This window comes from Methylobacter sp., from assembly GCF_023227905.1.
In the GTDB taxonomy this organism is placed as follows: Bacteria; Pseudomonadota; Gammaproteobacteria; order Methylococcales; family Methylomonadaceae; genus Methylobacter_A.
This window is the reverse complement of sequence record NZ_JALOCF010000036.1, coordinates 1-23,567: the sequence shown is the minus strand read 5'-3', so window position 1 is coordinate 23,567 and position 23,567 is coordinate 1. Positions and strand designations below refer to the sequence as shown.

The window sequence follows — 23,567 nt, the reverse complement described above, 5'->3', positions numbered from 1 at the left end:
TGTAAAGCTTCGTGTTCTCGGCAATTGCTCCTGTATAACCCACAGGGATGTGGGGGCCGCGATTGCTCCAGGCAATCTTGCGGCATTTCCTCCATCCCTGGAGGTCAATGCAGAGGAATGACAGGATCATTTCCTGTCCATGCAGTCGTTCGTGCCTTCGTGGTGAACTTTTTAGATTTTAATAAATCCCCAGCTTTTTTTCCAGGTAATGGATGTTTTGCCCGCCGGCTGCAAAGGCACTGTCATTCATGATGTCATGCTGTAACGGGATATTGGTTTTAATGCCGTCGATGATAATTTCGCTTAGCGCCGTGTTCATTCGGGCGATGGCGCTTTTGCGGTCTTCGCCATGAGCAATCAGCTTGCCGATCATCGAGTCGTAATAAGGCGGCACTTTATAGCCATTGTAGATGTGAGTCTCGCAACGAATGCCGGGGCCGCCAGGCATATGAAACTGGTCTATCGTGCCGGGGCAGGGCATGAAGGTTTTGGGGTCTTCAGCATTTAGCCGGCATTCGATAGCATGTCCCTGAATCCTAACCTGATCCTGAGTAATAGACAGCCGCTCACCGGCCGCAATGCGTAATTGTTCCTTGACGATGTCAAAGCCGGTCACCATTTCAGTCACAGGGTGCTCAACTTGTACGCGGGTGTTCATTTCAATGAAATAGAACTCACCTTTTTCATACAAAAATTCAAACGTTCCGGCGCCCAAATAGCCGATATCGACACAGGCTTTGGCGCAGCGTTCGCCGATAAATTTGCGTTGCTCTTCGGTGATGCCGGGCGCGGGCGCTTCTTCGACCACTTTTTGATGGCGGCGTTGCATCGAGCAGTCGCGCTCGCCTAGGTGGATGGCGTTGCCATGCGAATCGGCCATGATTTGAAACTCGATGTGTCTGGGGTCTTCCAGGAACTTTTCCATGTACACAGTAGGATTGCCGAAAGCGGTTCCCGCTTCGGCTTTAGTCATCGCGATCGCATTTAATAACGCCGCTTCGGTATGCACTGTGCGCATGCCGCGACCGCCGCCGCCGCCGGCAGCTTTGATGATAACCGGATAACCGATTTCCTGGGCCAGCTTCAGGTTCTTTTTGTTGTCATCCGACAGCGGATCATTGTTGCCGGGTACACAAGGAATTCCGGCTGCCAGCATCGCATTCTTGGCGGAAATCTTATCGCCCATCATGCGGATGGTTTCCGCGTTGGGGCCGATAAAAACAAAGCCGCTTTGCTTTACCTTTTCAGAGAAATCGGCGTTTTCAGACAGAAAGCCGTAACCGGGATGAATGGCTTCCGCATCGGTCACTTCGGCGGCGCTGATAATGGCCGGAATGTTCAAGTAGCTGTCAGCGGATGCCGCAGGGCCGATGCAGACGGATTCATCCGCCAGACGCACGTGTTTTAGATCACGGTCTGCTTCGGAATGCACGGCAACCACCTTAACGCCTAATTCTCTACAGGCGCGTAAAATACGCAGTGCTATTTCGCCACGATTGGCGATAACGATTTTATCGAACATGAGTTCCCCGTTCCTGGTGTTATTCAATGATGAATAATGGTTGGCCATATTCGACAGGCTCAGCGTTTTCAACCAGAATTTTGGTGACGGTTCCGCTTTTATCCGCTTCAATCTGATTAAGGATTTTCATGGCCTCAATGATGCACAATGTATCGCCGACTTGAACGGATTGGCCGACTTCGACGAAAACCTTGGTGCCGGGCGAAGCGGAGCGGTAAAAAGTACCGACCATTGGCGACTTGACCACGTGTCCGGTGATTTTTTCTTCTGTAGGCAGAGCAGCAGGGGTTGCTACAGCAGGAGTGGCGGCAGCAGGTGCGGGTGCGTAAGCGACCGCAGCGGGCGCAGCAGAATAACGGCTAATGCGAATGGATTCTTCGCCCTCTTTGATTTCCAGTTCGGCAATGCCTGATTCCTCGATAATCTCGATGAGTTTTTTTATTTTTCTAATATCCATAGTTTTAGTGTCTCTCGGCTAATATCTGATGAGCGGCCAGTAAGGCCAATTCGTATCCTGTTGCGCCTAATCCGCAGATAACGCCTTTGGCAATATCCGAGAAATAGGAATGTTTTCTAAAGGGTTCGCGTGCATGCACGTTTGATAAATGAACCTCTATAAATGGGATCTTGGTTGCCAGCAGCGCGTCACGAATGGCAACGCTGGTATGAGTAAAGGCTGCCGGGTTAATAATGATAAAGTCAACATGGGCTTGATAAGCCTTATGTATTATTTCCACAATTTCATGTTCTGCATTACTTTGGTGAAAGTTAAGCTGATGATTCAAGTCTGAAGCTTTTTGTTCGAGATGTTGCTTAATGTCGGCGAGGGTTTGATTTCCGTAAAGACCGGGTTCGCGAATGCCTAACAGGTTTAAATTCGGCCCATTTAAAACGGTGATAGTCGCCATTAATCTTGAAATCAGTTAGAGGTGAAGAAGCATTATTAACTATTAATTTTGCCCAATTTATAGGGTTTTGTCCAGATATTATGTTTTTAGCCAAAGTTAACGGCAGAATTCACGGTAATTGGAGTTATTACGTACAAATCAACCGATTTTAAAAGGAAGTATTGTTTGCTCCTATCGTGTGTTGAGTTTTTGGATGATTGACACAAGCTTTACGCAATTATATAAATAAGGGCTCCGTGACATATCGTTGCGGCTCAAACTAGAGAGAAGGAACATGAAAGTTCACAATTTTGCCGGCGCATTGACAGCCATTGCTTTGTTGTTCGTGGGAGAGATTTTTATTAATAATGCAATAGCAGCCGAATCAGAGTATTCGTTCAAAGTGCACAATAATACCCGCACCAAAATAACTAAGCTTCTGGTGTCCGAGGACAAGAAGGATTGGGGATTCTTCGATATCGGTCAGGGTATTGCGGCAGGCGATAATCTCATGCTGGTTTGGGATTCAAGCACCAATAACGAAGGCTGCAATCAGTATGTCAAGGCGGTCTATGCCGACGGTTCAGAATCCGAGGAGGCTAAGTTTGATTTTTGCGAAGCCAATTTGGAACTGGAGTTTTAACAAAATTTGCCTTAAATGGTTTGTTGCTGGAAATTTATTTCAACAACGGCGTAATAATTTCCAGTAAGTGTTCTTTAGATAATTCTCCCGGATGCCGGTATATGATTTGCCCCTGTCGATCAACAATAAGCGTATAGGGAACGGCATCCATACTATTGCCCAGCTGATGAGCCAGGGTGATGCCATTGTCGCCGCCCAATAAAATCGGGTAATTGATGTGAGTTGCTGCGGCATACTTGGCTACCGGTTCCTTGTCCTCCAATGCGATGCCAATAAACTGCACATCTTTGTCGGCATATTGCTTCTGCAAGTCGATAAAATCGGGTATTTCTTTGAGACAGGGCGGGCACCACGTCGCCCAGAAGTTGAGCACTAATATCCGGCCTCGCCATTCGGAAATATTGTGCTGCCGGTCAGACAAATCGGACAGGTTGAATTCGGGTAAAGCGCTAACATCATTTTTTGGAGTGGTTGAAAAAAAATGCCGGGCGGATATGCCCAGAGCCAGCGCAAGAATCGCGGCAATAATAATCAGGCCTGCTTGTTTCATTATTTACCTCGTTGCAGCGATGTAAGAAAAGTTTCTACATCCTGATAACCGATAACTCGGTTGGCGGTTTTTTCCTGACGATCCAAACCGAAAAACAAAATCGCCGGCGGCCCTATCAAGCTGAATTTTTCCAACAGGGCTTTATCGTCATCCGAGTTTTTAGTGACATCAGCTTGCAGCAGTACATAGCCTTTGAGCGCCTGTTTAACGCGCGGGTCGGCAAAGGTATACGTTTCCATTTCCTTGCAGGAGATGCACCAGTCGGCGTAAAAATCCAGCATGACCGGTTGATGATTGGCGGCGGCCTGATTGATGCGGGCTTCCAGAGCGGCTAGCGAGTTGATGCGTTCAAAGTTGATGCCCGGTTCTGCGGCTTGAGCCGTACTTAAGCCGAGCCCTTGCAACGGCTTTAACGGATTGCTGTTGCCCAGGCTGAAACCGATCAGCAATAACAGGCCGTAAGACAGCATCATTAAGCCCAAGCCTTTCCATAATTTCCGCCAGCCGGAGCTGTTTTCAGGTAATGGGTCGACAGCGCTGAGATAGATAGCCGGAAATATCAGCAGCATCGCCCAGAGAACCATGATCACGTTGCCGGGTAAAATCCGGCTGAGCATCCACACCGCGACCGCCAGCATAATCACGCCGAACACGGCTTTGGTGGAATTGAGCCAGTTTCCGGCCTTGGGCAGCAGTTTTCCGGCGGATGCGCCCAGCAGCAGCAACGGTACGCCCATGCCTAAGCCCAGAGCGAAAAGGGCGCTGCCGCCCAGTACCGCATCGCCGGTCTGGCCGATAAAAATCAGCGCGCCTGCCAGCGGTGCGGCGACACAAGGGCCGACGATCAGCGAGGATAGTGCGCCCATGATGGCCGCACCCCAGAGCGAGCCGTCACGGTGTATTTCGCTGGAATTGTGCAGTTTGACCTGTAAGGATTTGGGCAGTTCCAAATGATAAAAACCGAACATGGACAGAGATAGCGCCACAAAGATAGCGCTGAACAGGCCGATAATCCAGGGTTCCTGGAAAGCTGCTTGCAGGTTGCTGCCGAACAGCGCGGCCAGTATGCCGAATACCGTGTAGGTCAGCGCCGAGGCGACCACATAACTCAGCGACAGTAAAAAGGCTCTAGTGGTGTTAATTCGGTTGCCGTGGCCGACGATAATGCCCGATAAAATCGGGATCATCGGAAAAATGCACGGGGTTAGCGATAACAGCAAGCCGAATCCGAAAAAACTGAACAGGGTTACCGCGAAGCTGTCCTTATGCAAGGACTGCACGATTTGATCCTGTTCGGAAAGTTCCTGCACGTCAAGTTGCTGCGCCACCGGCAAGGACAGGTCGATTTTCTTGCTCATCGGCGGATAGCAAACGCCCCGATCGGCGCACCCCTGGTATTTTGCCTGTAGGGTGACGTTTTGTGCCGTTTGGCTGGAACGGATAAGCGGCAGGTCGAAGTCGAGTTTGTCATGGAAAGTTTCAACCTGGCCGAAAGCTTCATCCTGTTTGGGCGCTCCTCTGGGAACGTCGTAAGTCCCAAGCTTTACGCCGTCGGCATTGATCAATTCAAATTGAATTTTCTCCCTGTAAAGATAATAGCCGTCCGCGATATGCCAGTTGACGTGCAGGGTACGGTCATCTTTGACCGATGCAAAAAACTCGAAAGCCTGTTCCGGCGGCAGCAAGGCATCTTCGAACAACCCAGTTTTCAAGCCTTGAGCGCCTTTTATAAGCTGCTTGACCGGATCGGTTTTGGCGGCAGGTGAGGGCAGTTTCAGGTCGAAAGTGGTTTTCTGCGGCGGATAGCAAATGCCGCGGTCGGCGCAGCCTTGATACTGCACCAGCAATTGCAGTGAGGATGCGCCGTTTTCGACGGTTACCGCAACCGGCACGTTTAGGGTATTGCGGTAAATAACCACATCGCCGAAGTTTTCGTCATGGTGGGTTTGCCCGGCCGGAAAAACGGGTTCACCTAACTGGATTTGCGTGGTTTTAGACTCAAAACGCATCTTATTGCGGTAAAGATAATAGCCATCGGCTATGTCCCAGGAAATTTCGATTTGATCCGCTGCAAGTGCTTTTGCAGAAACCTTGAAGGCCTGGTTGGGCGGCAGTATTTCGTCAGCGCCCAACGCAAAGGCCGATTGACTGACAACAGACAGGAAGCAAAGAAAAATTATTTTAAAGAGTGGCATGAATCTATCCAATGCAGGTATTCAGGTAAGCCGCGCTCAATAGAGACGGCAATTATTTCAGGCAGTTCGTAAGGATGATGGTTGCGCAAGGTTGTTTCGATAGACTGATAGTGATCTTTATGCGCCTTAATCAGCAATAAATGTTCCTGGGCGGACTCAATTTGTCCCTGCCAAGCGTAAATGGAAGTAATGCCGGGTAAAATATTTACGCAGGCAGCCTCGTGATTGGCGACCAGTAGTCGGGCTATTTTTTCCGCCGTGTCTTTATCAGGGCAAGTACAGAATATTATTTGATAGTCAGCAGGCATGTTACAGGTCATAAAAACTGGAGCATCGGATATTATCCTAGAAATTAACTGGAATTGCCCTTATATTGTAACGACGATGATGACAACAAGAGTACTTTAGATGAAAAATTTTCAAATACTATTTCTGGCAATATTGATTATCCCTTTTGCAGAAATTTATTTGCTGATACAAGTGGGCGGGATTATTGGGGCGTTCCCGACCATTTTACTGGTGGTGTTTACCGCAGTGCTGGGCACATGGCTGTTGAGACAGCAAGGTTTTGCAACTTTTCAGCGCTTTCAGGAGAACTTGGCGCGAGGCGAGATCCCCGCTTATGAAATGGTAGAAGGCCCAATTATTCTGGTCGGAGGAGCATTGTTGCTAACGCCGGGGTTTATTACGGATATAATTGGCGTTGCCTGCTTAATTCCGCAGTTACGCAGAAAAATTGCTCAATATGTGATTGAGCATTATCTCGTTCAGGCTGGGGCGCATTTTCAGCAGTCAAAAACGGCTGAAAACAATGTGCTGGAAGGTGAGTTTCGTAAAGAAGAGTAAGGCAATCAAGGCACAAGACAAACCGGAATTTAGCCTTGTGCCTGAGCTAACTTAGCCCTCTGTAGAGTCGTTTTCTGTCGGGGCGCTATCAGTTGGGCCGCCTGCGGTTTCGCAAGTATTTTTGTTAAGCCCTGAGTAAACCGGGCACCAGCCTGAATAACCGGTTGCAACAAGAACCAAGCCTATCAATAATAAAAGCACCTCACCGCCGGGGATGAAAAGTGAAATAACCAGAAGCGCGGACCCTGCGTATAAACGGTATTTCTTTTCCTTCTCGCCAATATTATGTTCAAATTTAAGCATACGTTTAAAATCAAAATTCATCTTAGAATCCTCTGTGTGTAGTTATTATTATCTTTAGCAAAGCAACGGTTCAGTCTGTCATGATCGAACTCATGCAATATACACAGCTCCAAAAAATGTGCAAGCGAAAAAATTACCAATAGTAGGTGCTTTAGGCAATGGATGTTACCTCAATAATAGATCCCCTCAATGATGCCCAGCGTCAGGCTGTTACCGCGCCGTCTCAAGCCATGCTGGTTTTGGCGGGAGCCGGTAGCGGCAAAACCCGCGTTTTAGTCCATCGCATCGCTTGGCAAATCCAGGTGTTGGGTGTGTCAGCACACAGTATTCTGGCAGTCACTTTTACCAATAAAGCGGCCAAGGAAATGCGCGGCAGGATTGAAGATTTGCTCAATATGTCCGCACAATCCATGTGGATAGGGACTTTTCACGGCATCGCGCACCGGTTGTTAAGGCGGCATGCCAAGCAGGCCAAATTGCCGGAAACTTTTCAGGTGATGGATTCCGGCGACCAGTTGCGGCTTATCAAGCGCCTGTTGGCTACGCTAAATCTTGATGCGGATAAATGGCCTCCGCGCCAGGTGCAATGGTATATCAATGCCCAAAAAGACGAAGGCATCAGGGCGCGGCATATGAGGGAAACCGGCGATCCTTTTCAGCGGCAAATGCTGATCATATATAAAGCCTATGAAGAGCTGTGCGACCGCTCCGGTCTGGTCGACTTCGCCGAGTTGTTGCTGCGGGCGCATGAATTGCTGCGCGATAATCCTGATGTGCTGGAGCACTACCAGCAGCGTTTCAGGCAAGTGCATGTCGATGAATTTCAGGATACTAACACCATACAATATGCGTGGCTGCGGCTGTTGACCGAGGGCAAGGACAATATCTTTGTGGTCGGCGACGACGATCAGTCGATTTACGGCTGGCGCGGCGCGAAAATCGAGAATATTTACAGCTTTCAAAAACATTACCCGAATCACCAGGTCATCAAGCTGGAGCAAAATTACCGCTCGACCGGCAATATATTGAAAGCTGCCAACAAGGTTATCAGCGTTAATGACGGCCGCATGGGCAAAGAGCTGTGGACCGATGCCGGCGAAGGGGAATTGATTTCCTTGTATGCGTCATTTAACGAACAGGATGAAGCCCATTTTGTGGTTGATCGAATCAGGGCCTGGGTCAATGAGGGCGGCATGCGCAAGGATATTGCCATTCTTTATCGGTCCAACGCCCAATCCCGCCAGTTCGAAGAAAGGCTGATGACCACCGGCACACCCTACCGGGTTTACGGCGGGCTGCGCTTCTTTGAGCGGATGGAAATTAAAAACGCGCTGGCCTATCTGCGGCTGATGTCCAACCGCAATGACGATGCCTCGTTTGAGCGGGTGATCAACACCCCGACGCGCGGCATAGGCACTAAAACCATCGACGACATCCGTACTATAGCAAGGGATCAAGGCCTGTCGTTATGGGCGGCGGCCATTGTGCTGATTAACCAGCGTACCTTGTCAGCCAGGGCGACCAATGCCTTGATCGGTTTTTTGGAGTTGATCAAGCAGCTTGATGCGCAGACGGAAGGCCTGGAACTGTATGAAAAGGTCAAACTGGTAGTCGAAAAAAGCGGTTTGATTGAGCTGTATCAAAAGGATAAAGCCGACAAAGGCGAAGAAAAAGTAGAAAACCTGGAAGAGTTGGTCAATGCGGCGCGGCTTTTTGATGCCACTTCAATCGGAGACATGGAAGACGAAGAGAACTTGAGCGAATTGGACATGTTCCTGGCGCATGCCACGCTGGAGTCTGGTGAACTGCAAGGCGACGACTTCGACGATTGCGTACAGTTGATGACCCTGCACTCGGCCAAAGGCCTGGAGTTTAAGCAAGTGTTCCTGGTCGGCATGGAAGAAGGTTTGTTCCCGTCGCAACAGTCCGTCGATGATGTCGGTAGATTGGAGGAAGAGCGCAGGCTTTGCTATGTCGGCATCACCCGCGCCATGCAGCGCTTGTATCTGACCTATGCCGAATCCAGGCGTTTATACGGCAGGGAGACTTATCCGAGGCCGTCGCGTTTTTTGCGCGAGATTCCGTCGGAGCATATTCAGGAAGTCAGAATGCGCGCCACCGTGAGCCATCCGGTAACCTCGGCAAAACCGAAAGCGCTGTCTTTGCAAATGGAAGGAAAATACAAACTGGGGCAGCGTGTCAGTCATGCCAAATTCGGTGAAGGCATGGTGCTGCAGATGGAAGGCGCCGGTGCACAGGAAAGGGTGCAAATCAACTTCAAGCAAGTCGGCATCAAATGGTTAATGCTGGCCTATGCGCAATTGGATGCTTTGTAAGAGAGCTTTGGCTGCAAGTAATCGGCAATTGGCAAGTAGCCTATTATATGAACACACTTTATAATATCCGGCTGACCGCATTGGGCTATGGGTATTTGTATCCGCAACCACAATGACTTTCGGCTTGATCTCCCTCAACGTAACAGATTGAAACAGGAACCTTTAATGTCACAGAAAATTTCAGATGTAGTAAAACCCGGTGTTGTCACTGGCGATGACGTACAAAAAATCTTTGCAATTTGCAAAGAAAACAAATTCGCATTGCCTGCGGTAAATGTCATTAACACTGATTCGATTAATGCAGCGTTGGAAGCGGCCGCGAAAGTAAAATCGCCTATCGTTATCCAGTTTTCCAATGGCGGCGCAGCATTTATTGCCGGTAAAGGCCTTAAAGCTGAAGGCCAAACTCCAGCTATTTTGGGTGCTATCTCCGGTGCTAAACACGTACACAATGTAGCTGAAGCTTATGGCGTACCGGTCATTTTGCATACCGACCACGCGGCTAAAAAACTACTGCCTTGGATTGACGGATTATTAGATGCCGGCGAAAAACATTTCGCTGAAACCGGCAAGCCTTTATTCAGTTCGCACATGCTGGACTTGTCAGAAGAAAGCCTGAAAGAAAACATTGAAATCTGCGGCCAATATCTGGCACGCATGTCCAAAATGGGCATGACGCTGGAAATCGAATTGGGCTGCACCGGCGGTGAAGAAGACGGCGTTGACAACAGCGATATGGATCATTCCATGTTGTACACCCAGCCAGAAGACGTGGCTTATGCCTATGAAGAATTAAGCAAAATCAGCCCGCGCTTCACTATTGCCGCTTCTTTCGGCAACGTTCACGGCGTTTACAAACCAGGCAACGTTAAATTGACGCCAAGCATTTTGGCTAACTCACAAAAACACGTTTCTGAAAAATTCGGCGTTCCTGCAAACACTTTGAACTTTGTCTTCCACGGCGGTTCAGGTTCCAGCGCTGAAGAAATCAAGGAATCTATCAGCTACGGCGTAATCAAAATGAACATCGATACCGATACCCAATGGGCGACTTGGGAAGGCATCATGAACTACTACAAACAAAACGAAGGTTATTTGCAAGGCCAAATCGGCAATCCTGACGGTGACGACAAGCCCAACAAAAAATACTACGATCCACGCGTTTGGCAACGTGCCGGTGAAGTCGGCATGGTGGTTCGTTTGGAACAAGCTTTCCAAGAGTTAAACGCTGTTAACAGTCTTTAAATCGATGAGCTAAAAAAGGCCGGTGCGTGTGCATCGGCCTTTTTTTTGTCCGGCAGACAGCCAATGCCGACAATATAAGCATTCATGATATGTCGTTATAATGGATGTATCTTAAGCAAATCGGGTATCATGAAAAACTGTTCGACAGACAACGTATGACGAATAACCTACTAATATAGTAAACTATATCAACCTCACATCACGGTTAGCACGATGACAGCTTCAAACAATGTAAATCCCCATGAAATCCATAAATTCGGCTCGATGGCGGAACGCTGGTGGGATACCCAGGGCGAATTCAAGACCCTGCACGACATTAATCCGTTGCGTATCGAGTTTATCCGTCGTTATGCGGAATTATCAGGAGCGCGCATTGTTGATGTCGGCTGCGGCGGCGGTATTTTAACCGAAGGCCTGGCCAAGCAAGGCGCTGATGCGCTGGGCATTGATCTTAGCGAAGACCTTATCGATATCGCCGATTTGCACGGTCTTGAATCCGGTGTTAATGCCCACTATCAAAAAATTAGCGCTGAAGACTTGGCCGAGCAACAGCCGGAAAGCTTCGATCATGTGACCTGCATGGAAATGCTTGAGCATGTACCTGATCCCGGTTCGATCATTTCCGCTTGCGCCAGAATGGTTAAACCCGGCGGCATGGTGTTTTTTTCGACACTGAACCGTAAGCCCAAGGCATATTTATTGGCTATCTTTGCAGCGGAATACGTGCTGCAAATGCTGCCTAAAGGCACCCATGACTTTAAAACTTTCATAAAACCGTCGGAGCTATGCCAGTCGGCGCGCGCGGCAGGCCTTGAGCTACAGGGCATGGTAGGCATCGAATACAATCCGTTTACCAAGCATTTCAGTCTGGGTAAGGATATAGACGTCAATTACATCGCTGCGTTTAAACGCTCCGTATAACCCATGTCTGCCGATTTTAAATTATCCTGCGTATTGTTCGATTTGGACGGCACTCTGGTCGATACCGCGCCGGACCTGATTGCATGCCTGAACCGGGCGCTGCACCTCCACGGTTTTGACGCCGTTGCGCCTGAAATCATCAAGCCGTTTATTTCATACGGCGCTTTAGCGATGATTAATGCAAGCCAGCCATTGCGTGACGAGCAGGTAAAAGCGGATATTCTGGAAACCATGCTCAATTTGTATCAGGACAATATCGCCGAACACACGGTTTTTTTCGCCGGCATGATTGAGACGCTGGCCGCTATTGAAGCCCAGGGGCTTAAATGGGGCGTGGTCACCAACAAGCGCGAACGCTTCACCAATCCGTTGATGGACGCCCTGAACCTGACCCAGCGCGCCGCCTGCATCGTCAGCGGCGATACCACCGCTAACCCCAAGCCGCACCCGGAACCGATGCTGCTGGCCTGCAAACAAGCTGACGTTAATCCGCAGGAATGCGTGTATATCGGCGATGCCCGGCACGACATTACTGCCGGAAAAAGCGTACAAATGAAAACACTGGCCGCGCTTTACGGCTACATTAAACCCGGAGATACGCCGGAAACCTGGGGCGCGGACGCGCTAATCGAGTCTCCCGATCAAATTTCAACCTGGATAGCATCATTGTCATGCCGTTAACAAATCAAGTCATCTTAATCACCGGCGCAGGCGGCGGCTTAGGCAGTACCGCTGCTTTGGCATTGGCCAAGCACGGCGCGCATATTATTCTGCTGGATAAAAACATTCCCAAACTGGAAGCGGTTTACGATGCGATTTTGGCAATCAAGGCGCCTGAACCGATCATTTATCCGTTTGACTTGGCGGGCGCCAATGAAAACGACTACCAGGAATTAGCCGACAAGATCGATGAAAGATACGGTTCCCTGCAGGGCATATTGCATTCCGCAGTAGAGTTCAGCGCCTTTTCTCCGGTCGCCACCCACAGAACCCAGGATTGGGGGCATACTTTAAACGTCAACCTGAACGCGCCTTTCTTACTGTGCAGGGTCTTACTGCCGGTGCTGCAAAAGAGCGAACATGCCTCCATCGTATTCACGTCCGATTCCTCAGCCAGAAAGGCTCCGGCCTATGCAGGCGCTTACGGCGTTTCAAAAATAGCTTTGGAAGGCTTTGCAAAGATACTGGCAGAAGAGCATGAGTCTTTCGGGAAAATCCGGGTCAACACCTTGATACCAGGGCCTGTAGACTCCCCGCTAAGAAAACGTGCCTATCCGGCTGAAGATAAAAGCAAGCTGCCGTCAATGAAATCGCTGGCCCCCATTTATCTGTATTTATTCGGCTCAGAAAGTGTAGGCATAACCGGCCAAGCTATCGATGCGCGAACCTTCTATTTATAACTGAATTATTATGGCTGAAAGAGAAGACGTAGTTTTAACCCGAGATGTCAATGTTGTTACTATCCCTGACGGTAATACCGGGACTTTAAGCAAAGGTCAGACGGTTACTATTTACCAGGCGCTCGGCGATAACTATACCGTGGTCACCGAACATGGACACATGGTGCGGATTGCCGGAGCGGATGCCGATGCATTGGGCAAGGAACCGAACCAACTGCATACACTGGCATCGGAAACCGATGCGGCGGCGGTTGAAAAGAACTGCTGGGAAGTGATGAAAACGGTTTACGATCCGGAAATCCCGGTTAATATTGTCGATCTCGGCCTGGTTTATGAATGCAAAGTAACGCCGACAGCGGAAGGCCTGAATGATGTTCACGTTAAGATGACCCTGACTGCGCCGGGCTGCGGCATGGGGCCGGTGATCCAGAGCGACGTGGAAAGATGTATTCGCGCGCTGCCCGGCGTCGCCGATGTCAATGTCGAAGTGGTGCTTGATCCGCCTTGGTCGCGCGAAATGATGTCGGAAGTGGCACAGTTGCAATTAGGCTTGTATTAACGGCTTGCAGAGAGCGCCTCTTTAGCGCTTGGGTGAAATAGGATGGCCACTTTTAAAGAAATTAATCCGCAAGTCGGTGCACGCCTGCAAATGATGTTGCAGCATGGCGCCAAGCCATCTATTTATTATACGGAACTGATCGGCTACGTGGATAAGGAGTATCTGATAGTAAAGATGCCTTTTGAGAACGGGCTTTCGATTCAGGTTAATACGGGCGAGCAGGTTACCCTGCGGATATTGGCAGGAGTCGATGTTTTCACGCTGACAAGCCGGGTAAAAACCGTTTTTAAAGCTCCGTACTATTATATTCACCTCAGTTTCCCGACCGATATTAAATCCATAGCACTGCGCGGCGCCGTCAGAGCCAAAGTCAATTTGCCGGTGCAAATTAATGGCGTGACCGGAGTGATTAGCGATATCAGCGTCACAGGCGCCGCGATAGTTGCCGATAACGCGTTGGGTGGGCTCAATGAAGAAACTCTACTATCTTTCGATTTCCCAATAAAACCGAGCAATCAGAGTGCGCATATAAATACCAGTGCGACGATTCGCAGCGTCCAACAGTTGCCCAGCAAGAAAAAAGACGCGCCGCCAAGGTTCACGCATGGCGTCTCGTTTCATGAGCTTGATCTCACCAGCCAGGTGATGTTGCAAAACCTTGTGTATGAATCGACGAGGCTTAGTTAGAGATTCATGGCATTAAATCCAAGCAGATGACGAAAATGGCAAAGGGTCGGCAGCAGCCGCCTGAAAATAAGGGGGCCAAGGAAGCAAAAGCGCAAACCGAGCCATTCCCGCGCGAATACGGATCGTCCTGGCCCGATTACGAGTTGCTTGATGCGGGTGACGGAAAAAAGCTGGAGCGTTGGGGCAAAGTCATCACCATCCGCCCGGAAATACAGGCCAATTTCAAACCGGGCTGGACTTATAGCCAATGGCTGGACATGGCGCACTGGGAATTTGAAGAACAATCTTCAACTCAGGGTCGCTGGCTTAGTATCAAGCCGCAGGCTCCCGAGCAATGGCTTATCTCTTATGAAAACCTGAATTTCGGTTTGAAGCTGACCAAATTCAAGCATGTGGGGCTGTTTCCAGAGCAACAGGCAAACTGGCGATTCATTAAAGAGCGGGTTAGCGCCGGGCAAAAGGTTTTGAACTTGTTTGCCTATACCGGCGCGGCCTCGCTGGTTGCCCGAGACGCCGGGGCGGACGTGGTGCATGTGGATTCGATCAAACAGCTGATCACCTGGGCCAACGAAAACAAGGAGCGCAGCCGTCTTTCCGACATCAAATGGGTGCATGAGGATGCGTTAAAATTTGCCCGGCGCGAATTGAAACGGGGCAATAAGTACGACGGTATCATTATGGACCCGCCCGCTTGGGGCTTAGGCGCAAAAGGCGAAAAATGGAAACTGGAAAACCATCTGTCCGGCTTGATAGAAACGGCGCACGGACTGATGAATTCGGGCGCTTTTTTAATCCTCAACACCTACTCGCCCAAAGTAGATCTGGCGGATTTGGCGGAATCTGCCGGGCAGTATTTTTCTGCAAGCCAAGTGGAAATCAAGCAACTGTGGATGCTGACCAAAACCGGCAAGGAACTGTATTACGGGAATTTATTGCGGGCGATCAAGTAAGACAACGGAACCTTGCGCTTATCTGCTTTGAAGTAGACGGTACCGTTCCAAATCCTGCGGCGTATCCAAATCCCACTGCTCGTTCAGTTCGTGATGGCGAAGCTTATAGCGTTCGATGCGGGACCGGGTTTGGGCCAGCACCCGATCTGTTCCCCAGGGCATGTTATCAAAGAGTTCCGGCCGGGGCTGACTGAGCCCGATCATGACGTAGCCGCCGTCTTCCGCCGGGGCTAACACGACTTCATTGTCCTCATTTAAAGCAATTAAGGCTTGTTCCAGATCCTGCTCGGTCATTGACGGGCAATCGCAACCCATTAGCAGAGCGCGTGAGTAACTGGCAAGCGCCGAGCAAAAAGCGAGGTGCATGCGCTCGCCCAAATCGGCCCCTTGTTGCTGCTTTAGCAGTAGCGGATAGGCGGCTTTCGATTCAGTAAAAAATATATGGTCGATGGATGGCGTGCACCACAGTTGCACGGGGCATAGCTTGCTTAGCGCCGCCCGTTGCAGCGTTGCTGTGCTGAGCTCGGTATGAAGTCCGGCGGCCTGTTCGGCAGTCAGTTCCGGCATTAGGCGGGTTTTAACCTGGCCGGGAACCGGGGCTTTACAGAAAATCATCAGCACGGCATTAGGGTATTTGTAAGTCATATAAAGGCAAGATGTCAGTTGCTCTATTAAGTGTCAGCTAATGTAAAACGATTAATTCACCACGAAGCCAAAAGTAGGCGCCTCTAGGCGACACGAAGAACACGAAGGAAAGATAAAACTTCGTGTTCTTCGTGGTGATACATCTTTAGTTGATACTTATGGATATTAAATGAATCACCGTTTCCGCAACGCTTTAAAAGGCAACCGCAATAACTCCACAAACCCCAGTTCACGCACGTCGCGGAAAGGCGTCAAGCCGATGTCCATAGATGTCTGCGGCTGCCTGGGTTCTTCGGTGTAGGTGTCGCACAGTCGGTCCCAAAAAGAAAACGAAAAGCCGTAATTGCTGTCGGTCTCGACCGGAAAAGTCGAATGGTGGATACGGTGCATGTCCGGGGTGATGACCATCCAGCGCAGTTTCTTATCGATTGCCGGCGGGATATTGATATTGCTGTGGTTGAATGTCGCCGCGCCGTTAAGCAGTATCTCGAAAGCGATAACCGCCCACGGCGTTGCGCCGATCAAAACGATCCACAGCACTTTGTAAACCATCGAAATCATGATTTCCAATGGGTGAAAACGCACGGCGGTGGTCGCGTCGAATTCCAGATCGGTATGATGCACCTGGTGCAAGCGCCAGAGCGGCGCCCATTTGTGCGTAGCAATGTGCTGGAGGTAAACCGCAAAATCCAGCAGCAGCAAGGTGACGATGACCGACAGCCATTCCGGGGCCCGGACAAGGTTTAATATGCCATAGCCGTGCTCTGCGGCAGCGGCCGCGCTGAAAAAGGCGGCACTGCCCAAGCTGAAGCGCATGACTAAAACGTTGAACGCGGCGAGGCCCAGATTGGTCGGCCAGCGCTGCGTACGGCCGATATGCAAGGTTCGTCTGGGACGAGCGTATTCCCAGGCTATCATCAGGAAAAAAATAGCCAGTGCTACGGATAAACGGATTATGGTTTCCAAAATCGCCCCCTCGAATAAAGTTCGGCCAGTCGTTGCGGGTCCGTGTTAAAGAAATAACGCAGCCGTAAAGTCCACATCAGCAGTATAGTCCGGTAAACGCCGAAATGCTCCCATCTTCGCCCGGAACTGGTGACTTTGGCGTCAAGGCAAAGCGGCGGACTGATTTTTTTTAGTGCTTTGCTCAACGCAATGTCTTCCATCAAAGCAATTTCAGGGTATTGGCCCGCCGCCGCAAACGCTTGCCGGGTCACAAAAATCGTTTGATCGCCGGTGGCAATGCCGGTCAGGCGGGAGCGCCGGTTCATCATCCAGGCGATTACTTTTAACATGAAATGATCGCCGCTTAATTGAATGTCGAATCGGCCCCATTGCTTGCTGTCCAGGTGTTGTTCGATTAATTGCAAGGCGTTGTCGGGCAGATAGGTGTCGGCATGAAGGAATATTAATACGTCGCCGCCGGCATGGCTTGCGCCGAGGTTCATTTGCCGGGCGCGGCCTTTTTTGGAGCTGATGATTTTGTCGGCCAGATGGGCATGGGGGAAATTAGACGATGCGTTTCCGGCATCGACAATGATAATTTCACAGTTATTGCGCAATGGCTGCAACGGCAGCAGGCACGAGGCAATGGTTTTTTCTTCATTCAAGGTTGGGATAATGATCGAGAATTTCATTGGTCAAAAAAGTAGAGATTTTCACCACGAAGACGCGAAGTTTTATTTCTTCGTGTCTTCGTGGTGAATAAAAATTTTGATGCGTCCACAAGATAGAATAATCACCCCGTTTGATGCTGCAACGCCGCCCTGATGCACCGCAAAACTCCGTAACTGTATTGCCCGCCAAACAGTTCATAAATCGGCTTGAGCGCGTTCCGTTGCTCTTCGGGCAAGTCCATAATAGCCTGTTCTATGCGCCTGATTTCCTGCTCGGGTAGCTCCACGACATCGGTCAGTACCAGCAATCCCTGTTCCAGAGATTGGGCCAGATGCCCGTAAACAGTCGACTCTTGCAGCTCCCGTTGCTGGGCAATCTGCTTGACGCTGTACCCCAGCCGGAACAAGGCCACCGATTCGGCCATGGTGTCCGACAGGCCGATCGGCCCGTTTTTGTTGATATCGACAAATTCGCTGATCACGGCCAGGAATTCATCGGCATAAAGCTCCAGCTTGCGCACACCGATGCCGGACAGCAGGCTCATTTGCTGGCGATTGGTCGGCTTGGCTTCCAGCATCGCCATCAAGGTCGCGTCATGAAAAATAACATAAGGCGGCACATCCTGGGCATCGGCAATCATCTTACGTTTGGCGCGCAACGCATTCCACAGCAGGGTATCGTCCGCCTTAGCAAATTCCCGGCTGGTCTTCTTGCTGCCTTTGACTTTCTCAGGCTGTAAATCCTTGCGCAGCATCAATTGCTGCTCGCCGCGCAAAATCGGCCGACAGGCTTCGGTCAGTTGCAATGCGCCGAATTGGTCGAAATTGACCGCAACCAATCCCCGTGCGACCAGCTGCCTGAATACCGAATGCCATTGCTGTTCTTCAATATCAATGCCGATGCCGAAGGTCGATAGCTGGTCATGGGCGGACTTTAGAATCCGGTCGGTAGACTTGCCGCGCAACACATCAATCAAATAGCCGACGCCGTAACGCTGATGGGTGCGATGGATGCAGGATAGCGCTTTTTGAGCGGCTACCGTGCCGTCCCAGGTCTTGACCGGTTCCAGGCAGGTGTCGCAGTTGCCGCAGGGCTGCTCAAGACGGTCGCCGAAATAGCTCAGCAAGGCTTGGCGACGGCAATGAACCTGCTCGCACAAGGCCAGCATCGCATCCAGTTTGTGGTATTCGATGCGCTTGTGCGCTTCATCGGCATTGGAATCCTGGAGCATTTTTCGCAGCGTGATCACATCCTGCAAGCCGTAAGCCATCCAGGCGTTGGCGGGCAAGCCGTCGCGTCCGCCGCGGCCGGTCTCCTGATAATAGGCTTCAACGCTTTTGGGTAAATCCAGATGCGCGACAAAGCGGACGTTGGGCTTGTCGATGCCCATGCCGAACGCAATGGTCGCCACAATCACCAAACCCTCTTCCATTAAAAACTGGTGCTGGTGTTTGGCGCGCAAACCGGCATCCATCCCGGCATGATAGGGCAGGGCGTTGACGCCCTTGGTTCTGAGCCATTCGGCGGTGGCGTCGACTTTCTTGCGCGACAGGCAATACACAATCCCGGAATCGCCGGCATGTTCGGCGCGGATAAAATCGATGAGCTGATCGCGGGCATTTTGTTTTTGCACGATCCGGTAACGGATGTTCGGGCGATCGAAGCCGCTAAGATAGAGCTTTGCTTGCTCCAGATTCAGGCGTAATTTGATTTCTTCGCGGGTTTTGTCGTCTGCGGTTGCAGTCAGCGCGATACGGGGAATGTCGGGGAAACGCTCGTGCAGCAGAGACAGCTGGAGATAATCGGATCGAAAATCGTGCCCCCATTGCGACACGCAATGCGCCTCGTCAATCGCAAACAGTGCAATCTTGATCTGCTTGAACAACGCGCCGGTACGCTCCGAGGTCAGCCGTTCCGGGGCGATGTACAGCAAATCCAGCTCGCCGTTAAGCAGTTGCCGCTCGACGCTTCGGGATTCTTCGAGGGACAAGGTCGAGTTCAGGAAGGCGGCTTTGACGCCCAATTGCAGCAAGGCATTGACCTGGTCCTGCATTAACGCGATCAATGGGGAAATCACAATGCCGACGCCGGGCCTGATCAGCGCCGGAATCTGGTAGCACAACGACTTGCCGCCGCCGGTCGGCATTAGCACCAAGGCGTCTTGACCGGCGATCAGTTGTTCGATGACGTCCTGCTGCGATCCCCTGAATTTATCGTAGCCGAAAACGGTTTTGAGGATTTCGATGGGTTTGTTACTCATAACATCTTTTTTGATCAGCCTAAATAAGCACAGTTTTATGTTTGCAAAAAATTAGACTGACGATAAATTTTTATACCTTGTAAAACCGTTCTTCAAATATAAGACTTGCTATTCTACGGTACGTCATGTCTGCTTCATAGCCGCCCGACAAAATATTGTCCCGTGGCCTCGCGCATTCAGGCTGACATTTATGAGATTATGGATTGGTACGCTTGGAAGTTATCGTGGAGAAAAGACTGCACGGAAACCGAGGTAGTACCGGGCAAGGAACCAGGACGCCTGGCGGCATTGCAGCGTGCAGGCTTATGGCGAGTTGCTGCCGGATAAGCGGTTGGTAACCGTTCAATTCTGGGGCACGGGAAGCTTACCCGTCGAGAGGGGCAAGAAAAACGTGCCACGTTGCCGTTGGAAGAACATGAGGAGGTTTGTTTGAACGGCTACCAGAGGCCATTGTATCGACCGAAGCTTTCACGAACCTTTATCAAACGGCTACAGCAGTAAGGCGTAACCTGGGGCGTTGTTCGCCATGGCTTTAGCTTATGTCAACGGTTCGAACAAAGCCGTCAGGTCTTCCGCCGTCAGTTTCAACGATTCCTCTTTCTCGCCGCCTTTGTAAATGCCTTCGGCCAAGGCGCGCTTTTTATCCTGCATCGCGATAATCTTTTCCTCGACGGTATTTTCGGTAATCAGTTTGTACACGAATACCGGTTTGTCCTGGCCGATGCGATGGGCGCGGTCTGCGGCCTGGCTTTCTGCGGCGGGGTTCCACCACGGGTCGTAAATAATCACGGTGTCGGCTTCGGTCAGGTTTAAGCCGACGCCTCCGGCTTTAAGACTGATCAGGAAGACGTTTACTTGCCCACTTTTAAACCGTTCTATGGCTTCGTCGCGGTTGCGGGTTTGGCCGGTCAGTTTGGCGTAGCCGATGTTTTTTGCGGTTAATTCATTTTCAATCAGCGCAATCATGCGGGTGAATTGCGAGAACACCAGAATTCGGCGGCCTTCTTCGAGCTGCTCAGGCAATAGCTCCATCAGCAGGTCGAGCTTTGCGGATTCCTGCACTTTTTGCGCTTCCTTGAGCGACAGGGTGCGCGGGTCGCAGCAGGTTTGGCGCAGTTTAAGCAAGGCATCCAGGATGGTGATATGGCTGCGCGACAGGCCTTTCAGGGCAATCGCATCGCGGACTTTTTTCTCCATGGTCAGGCGGATGCTCTCGTATAACGCGGCCTGTTTGTCATAAAGCGGTACGGAACGGATGATTTCGGTTTTGGACGGCAGTTCGGTGGCGACTTCCTGCTTGGTGCGACGCAGCATAAAAGGTGCAACCCGGCGCGACAGCCGTGCTCTTTGCTCGCTATCGCCATGCACTTCAATCGGGGTGCGGTAGAGTTTTTTAAAGGTGGCGATGTCGCCCAGGAAGCCCGGCATCAGGAAATCGAATTGCGCCCACAGTTCCCCCAGATGGTTTTCCATCGGCGTGCCGGTCAGGCAAAGCCGGTGATTGGCTTTGATGCGGCGCACCAATTGCGCGGCTTTGGACAGCGGGTTTTTAACGGTTTGGGCTTCGTCGAGGATCAGGTAATGGTAGTCATGCTCCAGCAGCGTTTCCTCATCTCTGGACAGCAAAGGGTAGGTGGTCAGGATCAGGTCGTAGTCCCTGATTTTGTAGAATAGTTGTTTGCGTTCGTTGCCCTGCAAGATCAGGATTTTCAAATCAGGCGTGAAGCGTTCGGTTTCCCGACGCCAGTTGCTCATCAGGCTGGTCGGCGCGATGATCAGGCAGGGCAGGCGCATCCGGCCGTTTTGTTTTTCGAGCAACAGGTGGGCGAGGGTTTGTATGGTTTTGCCCAGGCCCATGTCGTCGGCGAGTATGCCGGAGAATTTATACTCCCGTAAAAATTGCAGCCAGTTGAGGCCTTGCTGCTGATAAGGCCTCAGTTCCGCCTGCAAGTTATTGGGCAGGGCGACATCCTGGATGCCGGTAAAATTTTTCAGTTTTTGTCCCAACTCCCGCAACTCTTTTCCGCCGCTGATGCTGAACAGACCGTGATTTTGTTCTTCCATGTCAGCCAGCGTTGCGGCGTTAAAACGGGACAGTTTCAGTACTCCGTCCTTGCCCAAGGTGCTGGTGTTAAACAGTTCTATCAATACGTTCAGAAACGGTTTGATTTTATCGCTGGGCAAGTTCAGGTAGTTGTGCGCGCCTAGCGGTATGCTGAGCATTTCCGGTAGGTGTTCGGGGTCGTAGTTTTCCAGCACCGGCATGATTAACGGCAGCAGAGGCAGAGGCTGGCCGTTGACTTCGATGGTAAAGTGCATTTCAAACCAGTCCTGTTGGCTTTCGCTGATCTGGGCATCCCAGTTTTGGGCGGTTTGGAAATTAAGCAGGAAACTGTCATCAATGTCGATCATCCAGCCGTCCTGTTCCAACTCCAGCAAGGTGTTCTGGAGAAAGTCCCCCCAACGCGCGGCGCTGTCCATTACTGTTTTTGCCGGGCTGTATAAAAGCAGTTCTTGTATGCCGGTTTCGATGGATGGGGCGGCGATAAAACCGAACTCGGTCAGGCGATGTATTGCCATCTGCTCGGCTTCCAGGTTGCGTTTAACCCGCACCAGCCCCTGCCCGGTTTTTACGACGCTGTAGTCTTCAGGAGAGGTCGCAGAAAGTGTCCATTCACCATAATTGAAACTGACTGCCATAAAATGGGTGTACTGCTGGGGCGTTGCCTGATGTCCGAACAGCAATAGCTGAGGGATAGGCGTCAGCTCGTCGGCTTCGATGAGTTCGATTTTTTTGGGAGCAGGCAGCGGCAGGCTGGGGTGCTCGATAAGCAGGCGCTGACTGAATTCATCGGCATGCTCGGCCGGGATACGCGGGGCGGACAGAATATGTTTAAGCTGCTCCATCGACAGATTGTGGGTGTTGACTGGACCTATCATGCCCAAAGCTTCGTCCAGATATTGCGGCGGATCGGTAAGCAGCAGGGTCGCAGGCGGGTCGATTTCGGTCGTTAATTGATAATCGCCGTTATCGGCGGTCTGCCAGACAAATTTTAAATCGTGGACAACGCCTTTTGTTAATGGCACTCGCTCAGTGTCTTGCCAGAACAGTCGGCCTGTTTTCAGCAACTTGGACAAGGCCAAGTAACCGGTAGCGCCGGCAATTAAGGGTTCATCCTTAAAAGCGGGATTAAGCGCAGTCAGCAGTTTTGCGATTTCCTGATCTTCCGGTTGCACATAATTGAGATAGGAATAGCTGTAGCGGAGATTGTTTAAGGTCGTTCTTCTGCCTTTATTCAAACCGCCGGTTTTTTTGGCTTTGGTAATTAAAAACTCAACGGTGAATTCGTGCTTTGTGTTGCCGGGTTTGAGGATATACGCGATGAAGTCCTGGCAGGCATCGCGTTGTTTCGGCACTTGCTCATGAAGGCTGTCGAGCCAATCAAGGCAATTGGTCTTATCTTCCGTGGCAGGAAGGTTTTGCTTGGGATTTTGATACATCAGGCAAACAGCGGCAACATGTTTGCAGTTATAGCCTATGGGGCAGGTGCAGTCCCCTTCAATCTCTGCCGCGCTATAGTCCGGCCGCCAAATGATACGGATATTTTGTCGATACGGATCTACATTGGTGCCTTTAACGGCAGCATTGAGCTGTACAAAAAGAGCGCCTTCGCTTTTAACGGTGAAATTAATCACCATGCCTCTTTCAAAGTAGCTGCGTCCACGCTCATAGAAAGCGTCGCCACATTCGTAGCGTATATCGGAGCGGAGCAGTTTTTTTTGATTAATCATATTTGATATCGGCGAACAGTTGGGCAAAGCGCTTATTGTACTGCAATCCGGCGTAGTTACAGGAATAGGTATCTGTAACAATCAGGGCAATCGCGCTATCTCGCCATTGACAGGACAAGAAGTATAGAATTGGCAATTTGCAGAGATAACAAGAATGTTACCCAATCCGCTGCCGTATTTCGAAGACCTCAAAGACCCACGCCGCGAGA

The 23,567-nt window shown here is 50.7% G+C and carries 23 protein-coding genes; 11 read left to right on the top strand and 12 right to left on the bottom strand.

Annotated elements, in window-relative coordinates; all coding sequences use genetic code 11:
- Positions 1-178 precede the first annotated feature (178 nt).
- From accC to aroQ, 3 genes are read right to left on the bottom strand one after another with little or no spacing between them, the layout of a single operon-like run.
- Positions 179-1,522, bottom strand: coding sequence for an acetyl-CoA carboxylase biotin carboxylase subunit (gene accC, locus M0R47_RS14265; protein ID WP_292555993.1), 1,344 nt, complete (start codon positions 1,520-1,522; stop codon positions 179-181).
- A gap of 19 nt (positions 1,523-1,541) precedes the next feature.
- Positions 1,542-1,979, bottom strand: coding sequence for an acetyl-CoA carboxylase biotin carboxyl carrier protein (gene accB / locus M0R47_RS14260; protein WP_292555991.1), 438 nt, complete (start codon positions 1,977-1,979; stop codon positions 1,542-1,544).
- A gap of 4 nt (positions 1,980-1,983) precedes the next feature.
- Positions 1,984-2,430 (bottom strand): type II 3-dehydroquinate dehydratase, encoded by a 447-nt coding sequence (aroQ, locus tag M0R47_RS14255; protein WP_292555989.1) that lies wholly within the window; start codon positions 2,428-2,430, stop codon positions 1,984-1,986.
- Between the two features lie 274 nt (positions 2,431-2,704).
- Between aroQ and M0R47_RS14250 the strand changes: the two genes are divergently transcribed.
- A complete protein-coding gene (locus M0R47_RS14250; protein WP_292555988.1) occupies positions 2,705-3,052 on the top strand; it encodes a hypothetical protein in 348 nt (115 codons plus the stop codon).
- 34 nt (positions 3,053-3,086) lie between these two features.
- Here the strand turns inward: M0R47_RS14250 and M0R47_RS14245 are convergent, their stop codons facing one another.
- From M0R47_RS14245 to cutA, 3 genes are read right to left on the bottom strand one after another with little or no spacing between them, the layout of a single operon-like run.
- Positions 3,087-3,602, bottom strand: a complete 516-nt coding sequence (locus M0R47_RS14245; protein WP_292555986.1) for a TlpA disulfide reductase family protein — start codon at positions 3,600-3,602, stop codon at positions 3,087-3,089.
- A complete protein-coding gene (locus M0R47_RS14240) occupies positions 3,602-5,797 on the bottom strand; it encodes a protein-disulfide reductase DsbD (protein WP_292555984.1) in 2,196 nt (731 codons plus the stop codon). The genes M0R47_RS14245 and M0R47_RS14240 overlap by 1 nt, the downstream gene beginning before the upstream one ends.
- Positions 5,779-6,105 (bottom strand): divalent-cation tolerance protein CutA, encoded by a 327-nt coding sequence (gene cutA, locus M0R47_RS14235; RefSeq protein ID WP_292555982.1) that lies wholly within the window; start codon positions 6,103-6,105, stop codon positions 5,779-5,781. The genes M0R47_RS14240 and cutA overlap by 19 nt, the downstream gene beginning before the upstream one ends.
- A 100-nt stretch (positions 6,106-6,205) precedes the next feature.
- On the opposite strand from cutA, the gene M0R47_RS14230 reads away from it, so the two are divergent.
- Positions 6,206-6,643, top strand: coding sequence for an FxsA family protein (locus M0R47_RS14230; RefSeq protein WP_292555980.1), 438 nt, complete (start codon positions 6,206-6,208; stop codon positions 6,641-6,643).
- A gap of 51 nt (positions 6,644-6,694) precedes the next feature.
- On the opposite strand, the gene M0R47_RS14225 is transcribed toward M0R47_RS14230, so the two are convergent.
- A complete protein-coding gene (locus tag M0R47_RS14225) occupies positions 6,695-6,967 on the bottom strand; it encodes a DUF2892 domain-containing protein (protein WP_292555978.1) in 273 nt (90 codons plus the stop codon).
- A gap of 137 nt (positions 6,968-7,104) precedes the next feature.
- On the opposite strand from M0R47_RS14225, the gene uvrD reads away from it, so the two are divergent.
- The 8 genes from uvrD to M0R47_RS14185 all read left to right on the top strand — a co-directional run bounded on the left by uvrD (position 7,105) and on the right by M0R47_RS14185 (position 15,044).
- The gene (gene uvrD / locus M0R47_RS14220) at positions 7,105-9,282 is read left to right on the top strand and encodes a DNA helicase II (RefSeq protein ID WP_292555975.1); all 2,178 of its coding nucleotides are present in this window, start codon (positions 7,105-7,107) and stop codon (positions 9,280-9,282) included.
- A gap of 165 nt (positions 9,283-9,447) precedes the next feature.
- Positions 9,448-10,527, top strand: coding sequence for a class II fructose-bisphosphate aldolase (gene fbaA, locus M0R47_RS14215; RefSeq protein WP_292555973.1), 1,080 nt, complete (start codon positions 9,448-9,450; stop codon positions 10,525-10,527).
- A 213-nt stretch (positions 10,528-10,740) separates the two neighbouring features.
- Positions 10,741-11,448: a bifunctional 2-polyprenyl-6-hydroxyphenol methylase/3-demethylubiquinol 3-O-methyltransferase UbiG gene (gene ubiG, locus M0R47_RS14210; protein WP_292555972.1), complete on the top strand. Its 708-nt coding sequence runs from the start codon at positions 10,741-10,743 to the stop codon at positions 11,446-11,448.
- Positions 11,449-11,451: 3 nt separating this feature from the next.
- Positions 11,452-12,129, top strand: a complete 678-nt coding sequence (locus M0R47_RS14205; protein ID WP_292555969.1) for an HAD-IA family hydrolase — start codon at positions 11,452-11,454, stop codon at positions 12,127-12,129.
- On the top strand, positions 12,120-12,848 hold the full coding sequence (locus M0R47_RS14200) for an SDR family NAD(P)-dependent oxidoreductase (RefSeq protein WP_292555968.1): 729 nt from the start codon (positions 12,120-12,122) through the stop codon (positions 12,846-12,848). Before M0R47_RS14205 ends, M0R47_RS14200 begins: the two co-directional genes overlap by 10 nt.
- A gap of 10 nt (positions 12,849-12,858) precedes the next feature.
- Entirely contained in the window at positions 12,859-13,407 is a 549-nt protein-coding gene (gene sufT, locus M0R47_RS14195; protein ID WP_292555967.1) for a putative Fe-S cluster assembly protein SufT, read from the top strand.
- A 42-nt stretch (positions 13,408-13,449) separates the two neighbouring features.
- On the top strand, positions 13,450-14,094 hold the full coding sequence (locus tag M0R47_RS14190) for a flagellar brake protein (RefSeq protein WP_292555965.1): 645 nt from the start codon (positions 13,450-13,452) through the stop codon (positions 14,092-14,094).
- A gap of 35 nt (positions 14,095-14,129) precedes the next feature.
- A complete protein-coding gene (locus M0R47_RS14185) occupies positions 14,130-15,044 on the top strand; it encodes a class I SAM-dependent methyltransferase (RefSeq protein ID WP_292555963.1) in 915 nt (304 codons plus the stop codon).
- An 18-nt stretch (positions 15,045-15,062) separates the two neighbouring features.
- On the opposite strand, the gene M0R47_RS14180 is transcribed toward M0R47_RS14185, so the two are convergent.
- From M0R47_RS14180 to recQ, 4 genes are all read right to left on the bottom strand, one after another.
- Positions 15,063-15,689, bottom strand: coding sequence for a TIGR04282 family arsenosugar biosynthesis glycosyltransferase (locus M0R47_RS14180; RefSeq protein WP_292555961.1), 627 nt, complete (start codon positions 15,687-15,689; stop codon positions 15,063-15,065).
- Between the two features lie 174 nt (positions 15,690-15,863).
- Positions 15,864-16,655 carry a sterol desaturase family protein gene (locus M0R47_RS14175; RefSeq protein ID WP_292555959.1) on the bottom strand — a complete coding sequence of 264 codons (792 nt, stop codon included), beginning with the start codon at positions 16,653-16,655 and terminating at the stop codon, positions 15,864-15,866.
- Positions 16,643-17,326, bottom strand: coding sequence for a TIGR04283 family arsenosugar biosynthesis glycosyltransferase (locus tag M0R47_RS14170; RefSeq protein WP_292555957.1), 684 nt, complete (start codon positions 17,324-17,326; stop codon positions 16,643-16,645). The genes M0R47_RS14175 and M0R47_RS14170 overlap by 13 nt, the downstream gene beginning before the upstream one ends.
- 101 nt (positions 17,327-17,427) lie before the next feature.
- Positions 17,428-19,566, bottom strand: a complete 2,139-nt coding sequence (recQ, locus tag M0R47_RS14165) for a DNA helicase RecQ (RefSeq protein ID WP_292555955.1) — start codon at positions 19,564-19,566, stop codon at positions 17,428-17,430.
- 198 nt (positions 19,567-19,764) lie between these two features.
- Between recQ and M0R47_RS14160 the strand changes: the two genes are divergently transcribed.
- Entirely contained in the window at positions 19,765-19,893 is a 129-nt protein-coding gene (locus tag M0R47_RS14160; RefSeq protein ID WP_292555953.1) for a hypothetical protein, read from the top strand.
- A 210-nt stretch (positions 19,894-20,103) separates the two neighbouring features.
- Here the strand turns inward: M0R47_RS14160 and M0R47_RS14155 are convergent, their stop codons facing one another.
- The gene (locus tag M0R47_RS14155) at positions 20,104-23,358 is read right to left on the bottom strand and encodes an SNF2-related protein (RefSeq protein WP_292555951.1); all 3,255 of its coding nucleotides are present in this window, start codon (positions 23,356-23,358) and stop codon (positions 20,104-20,106) included.
- Positions 23,359-23,567 lie beyond the last annotated feature (209 nt).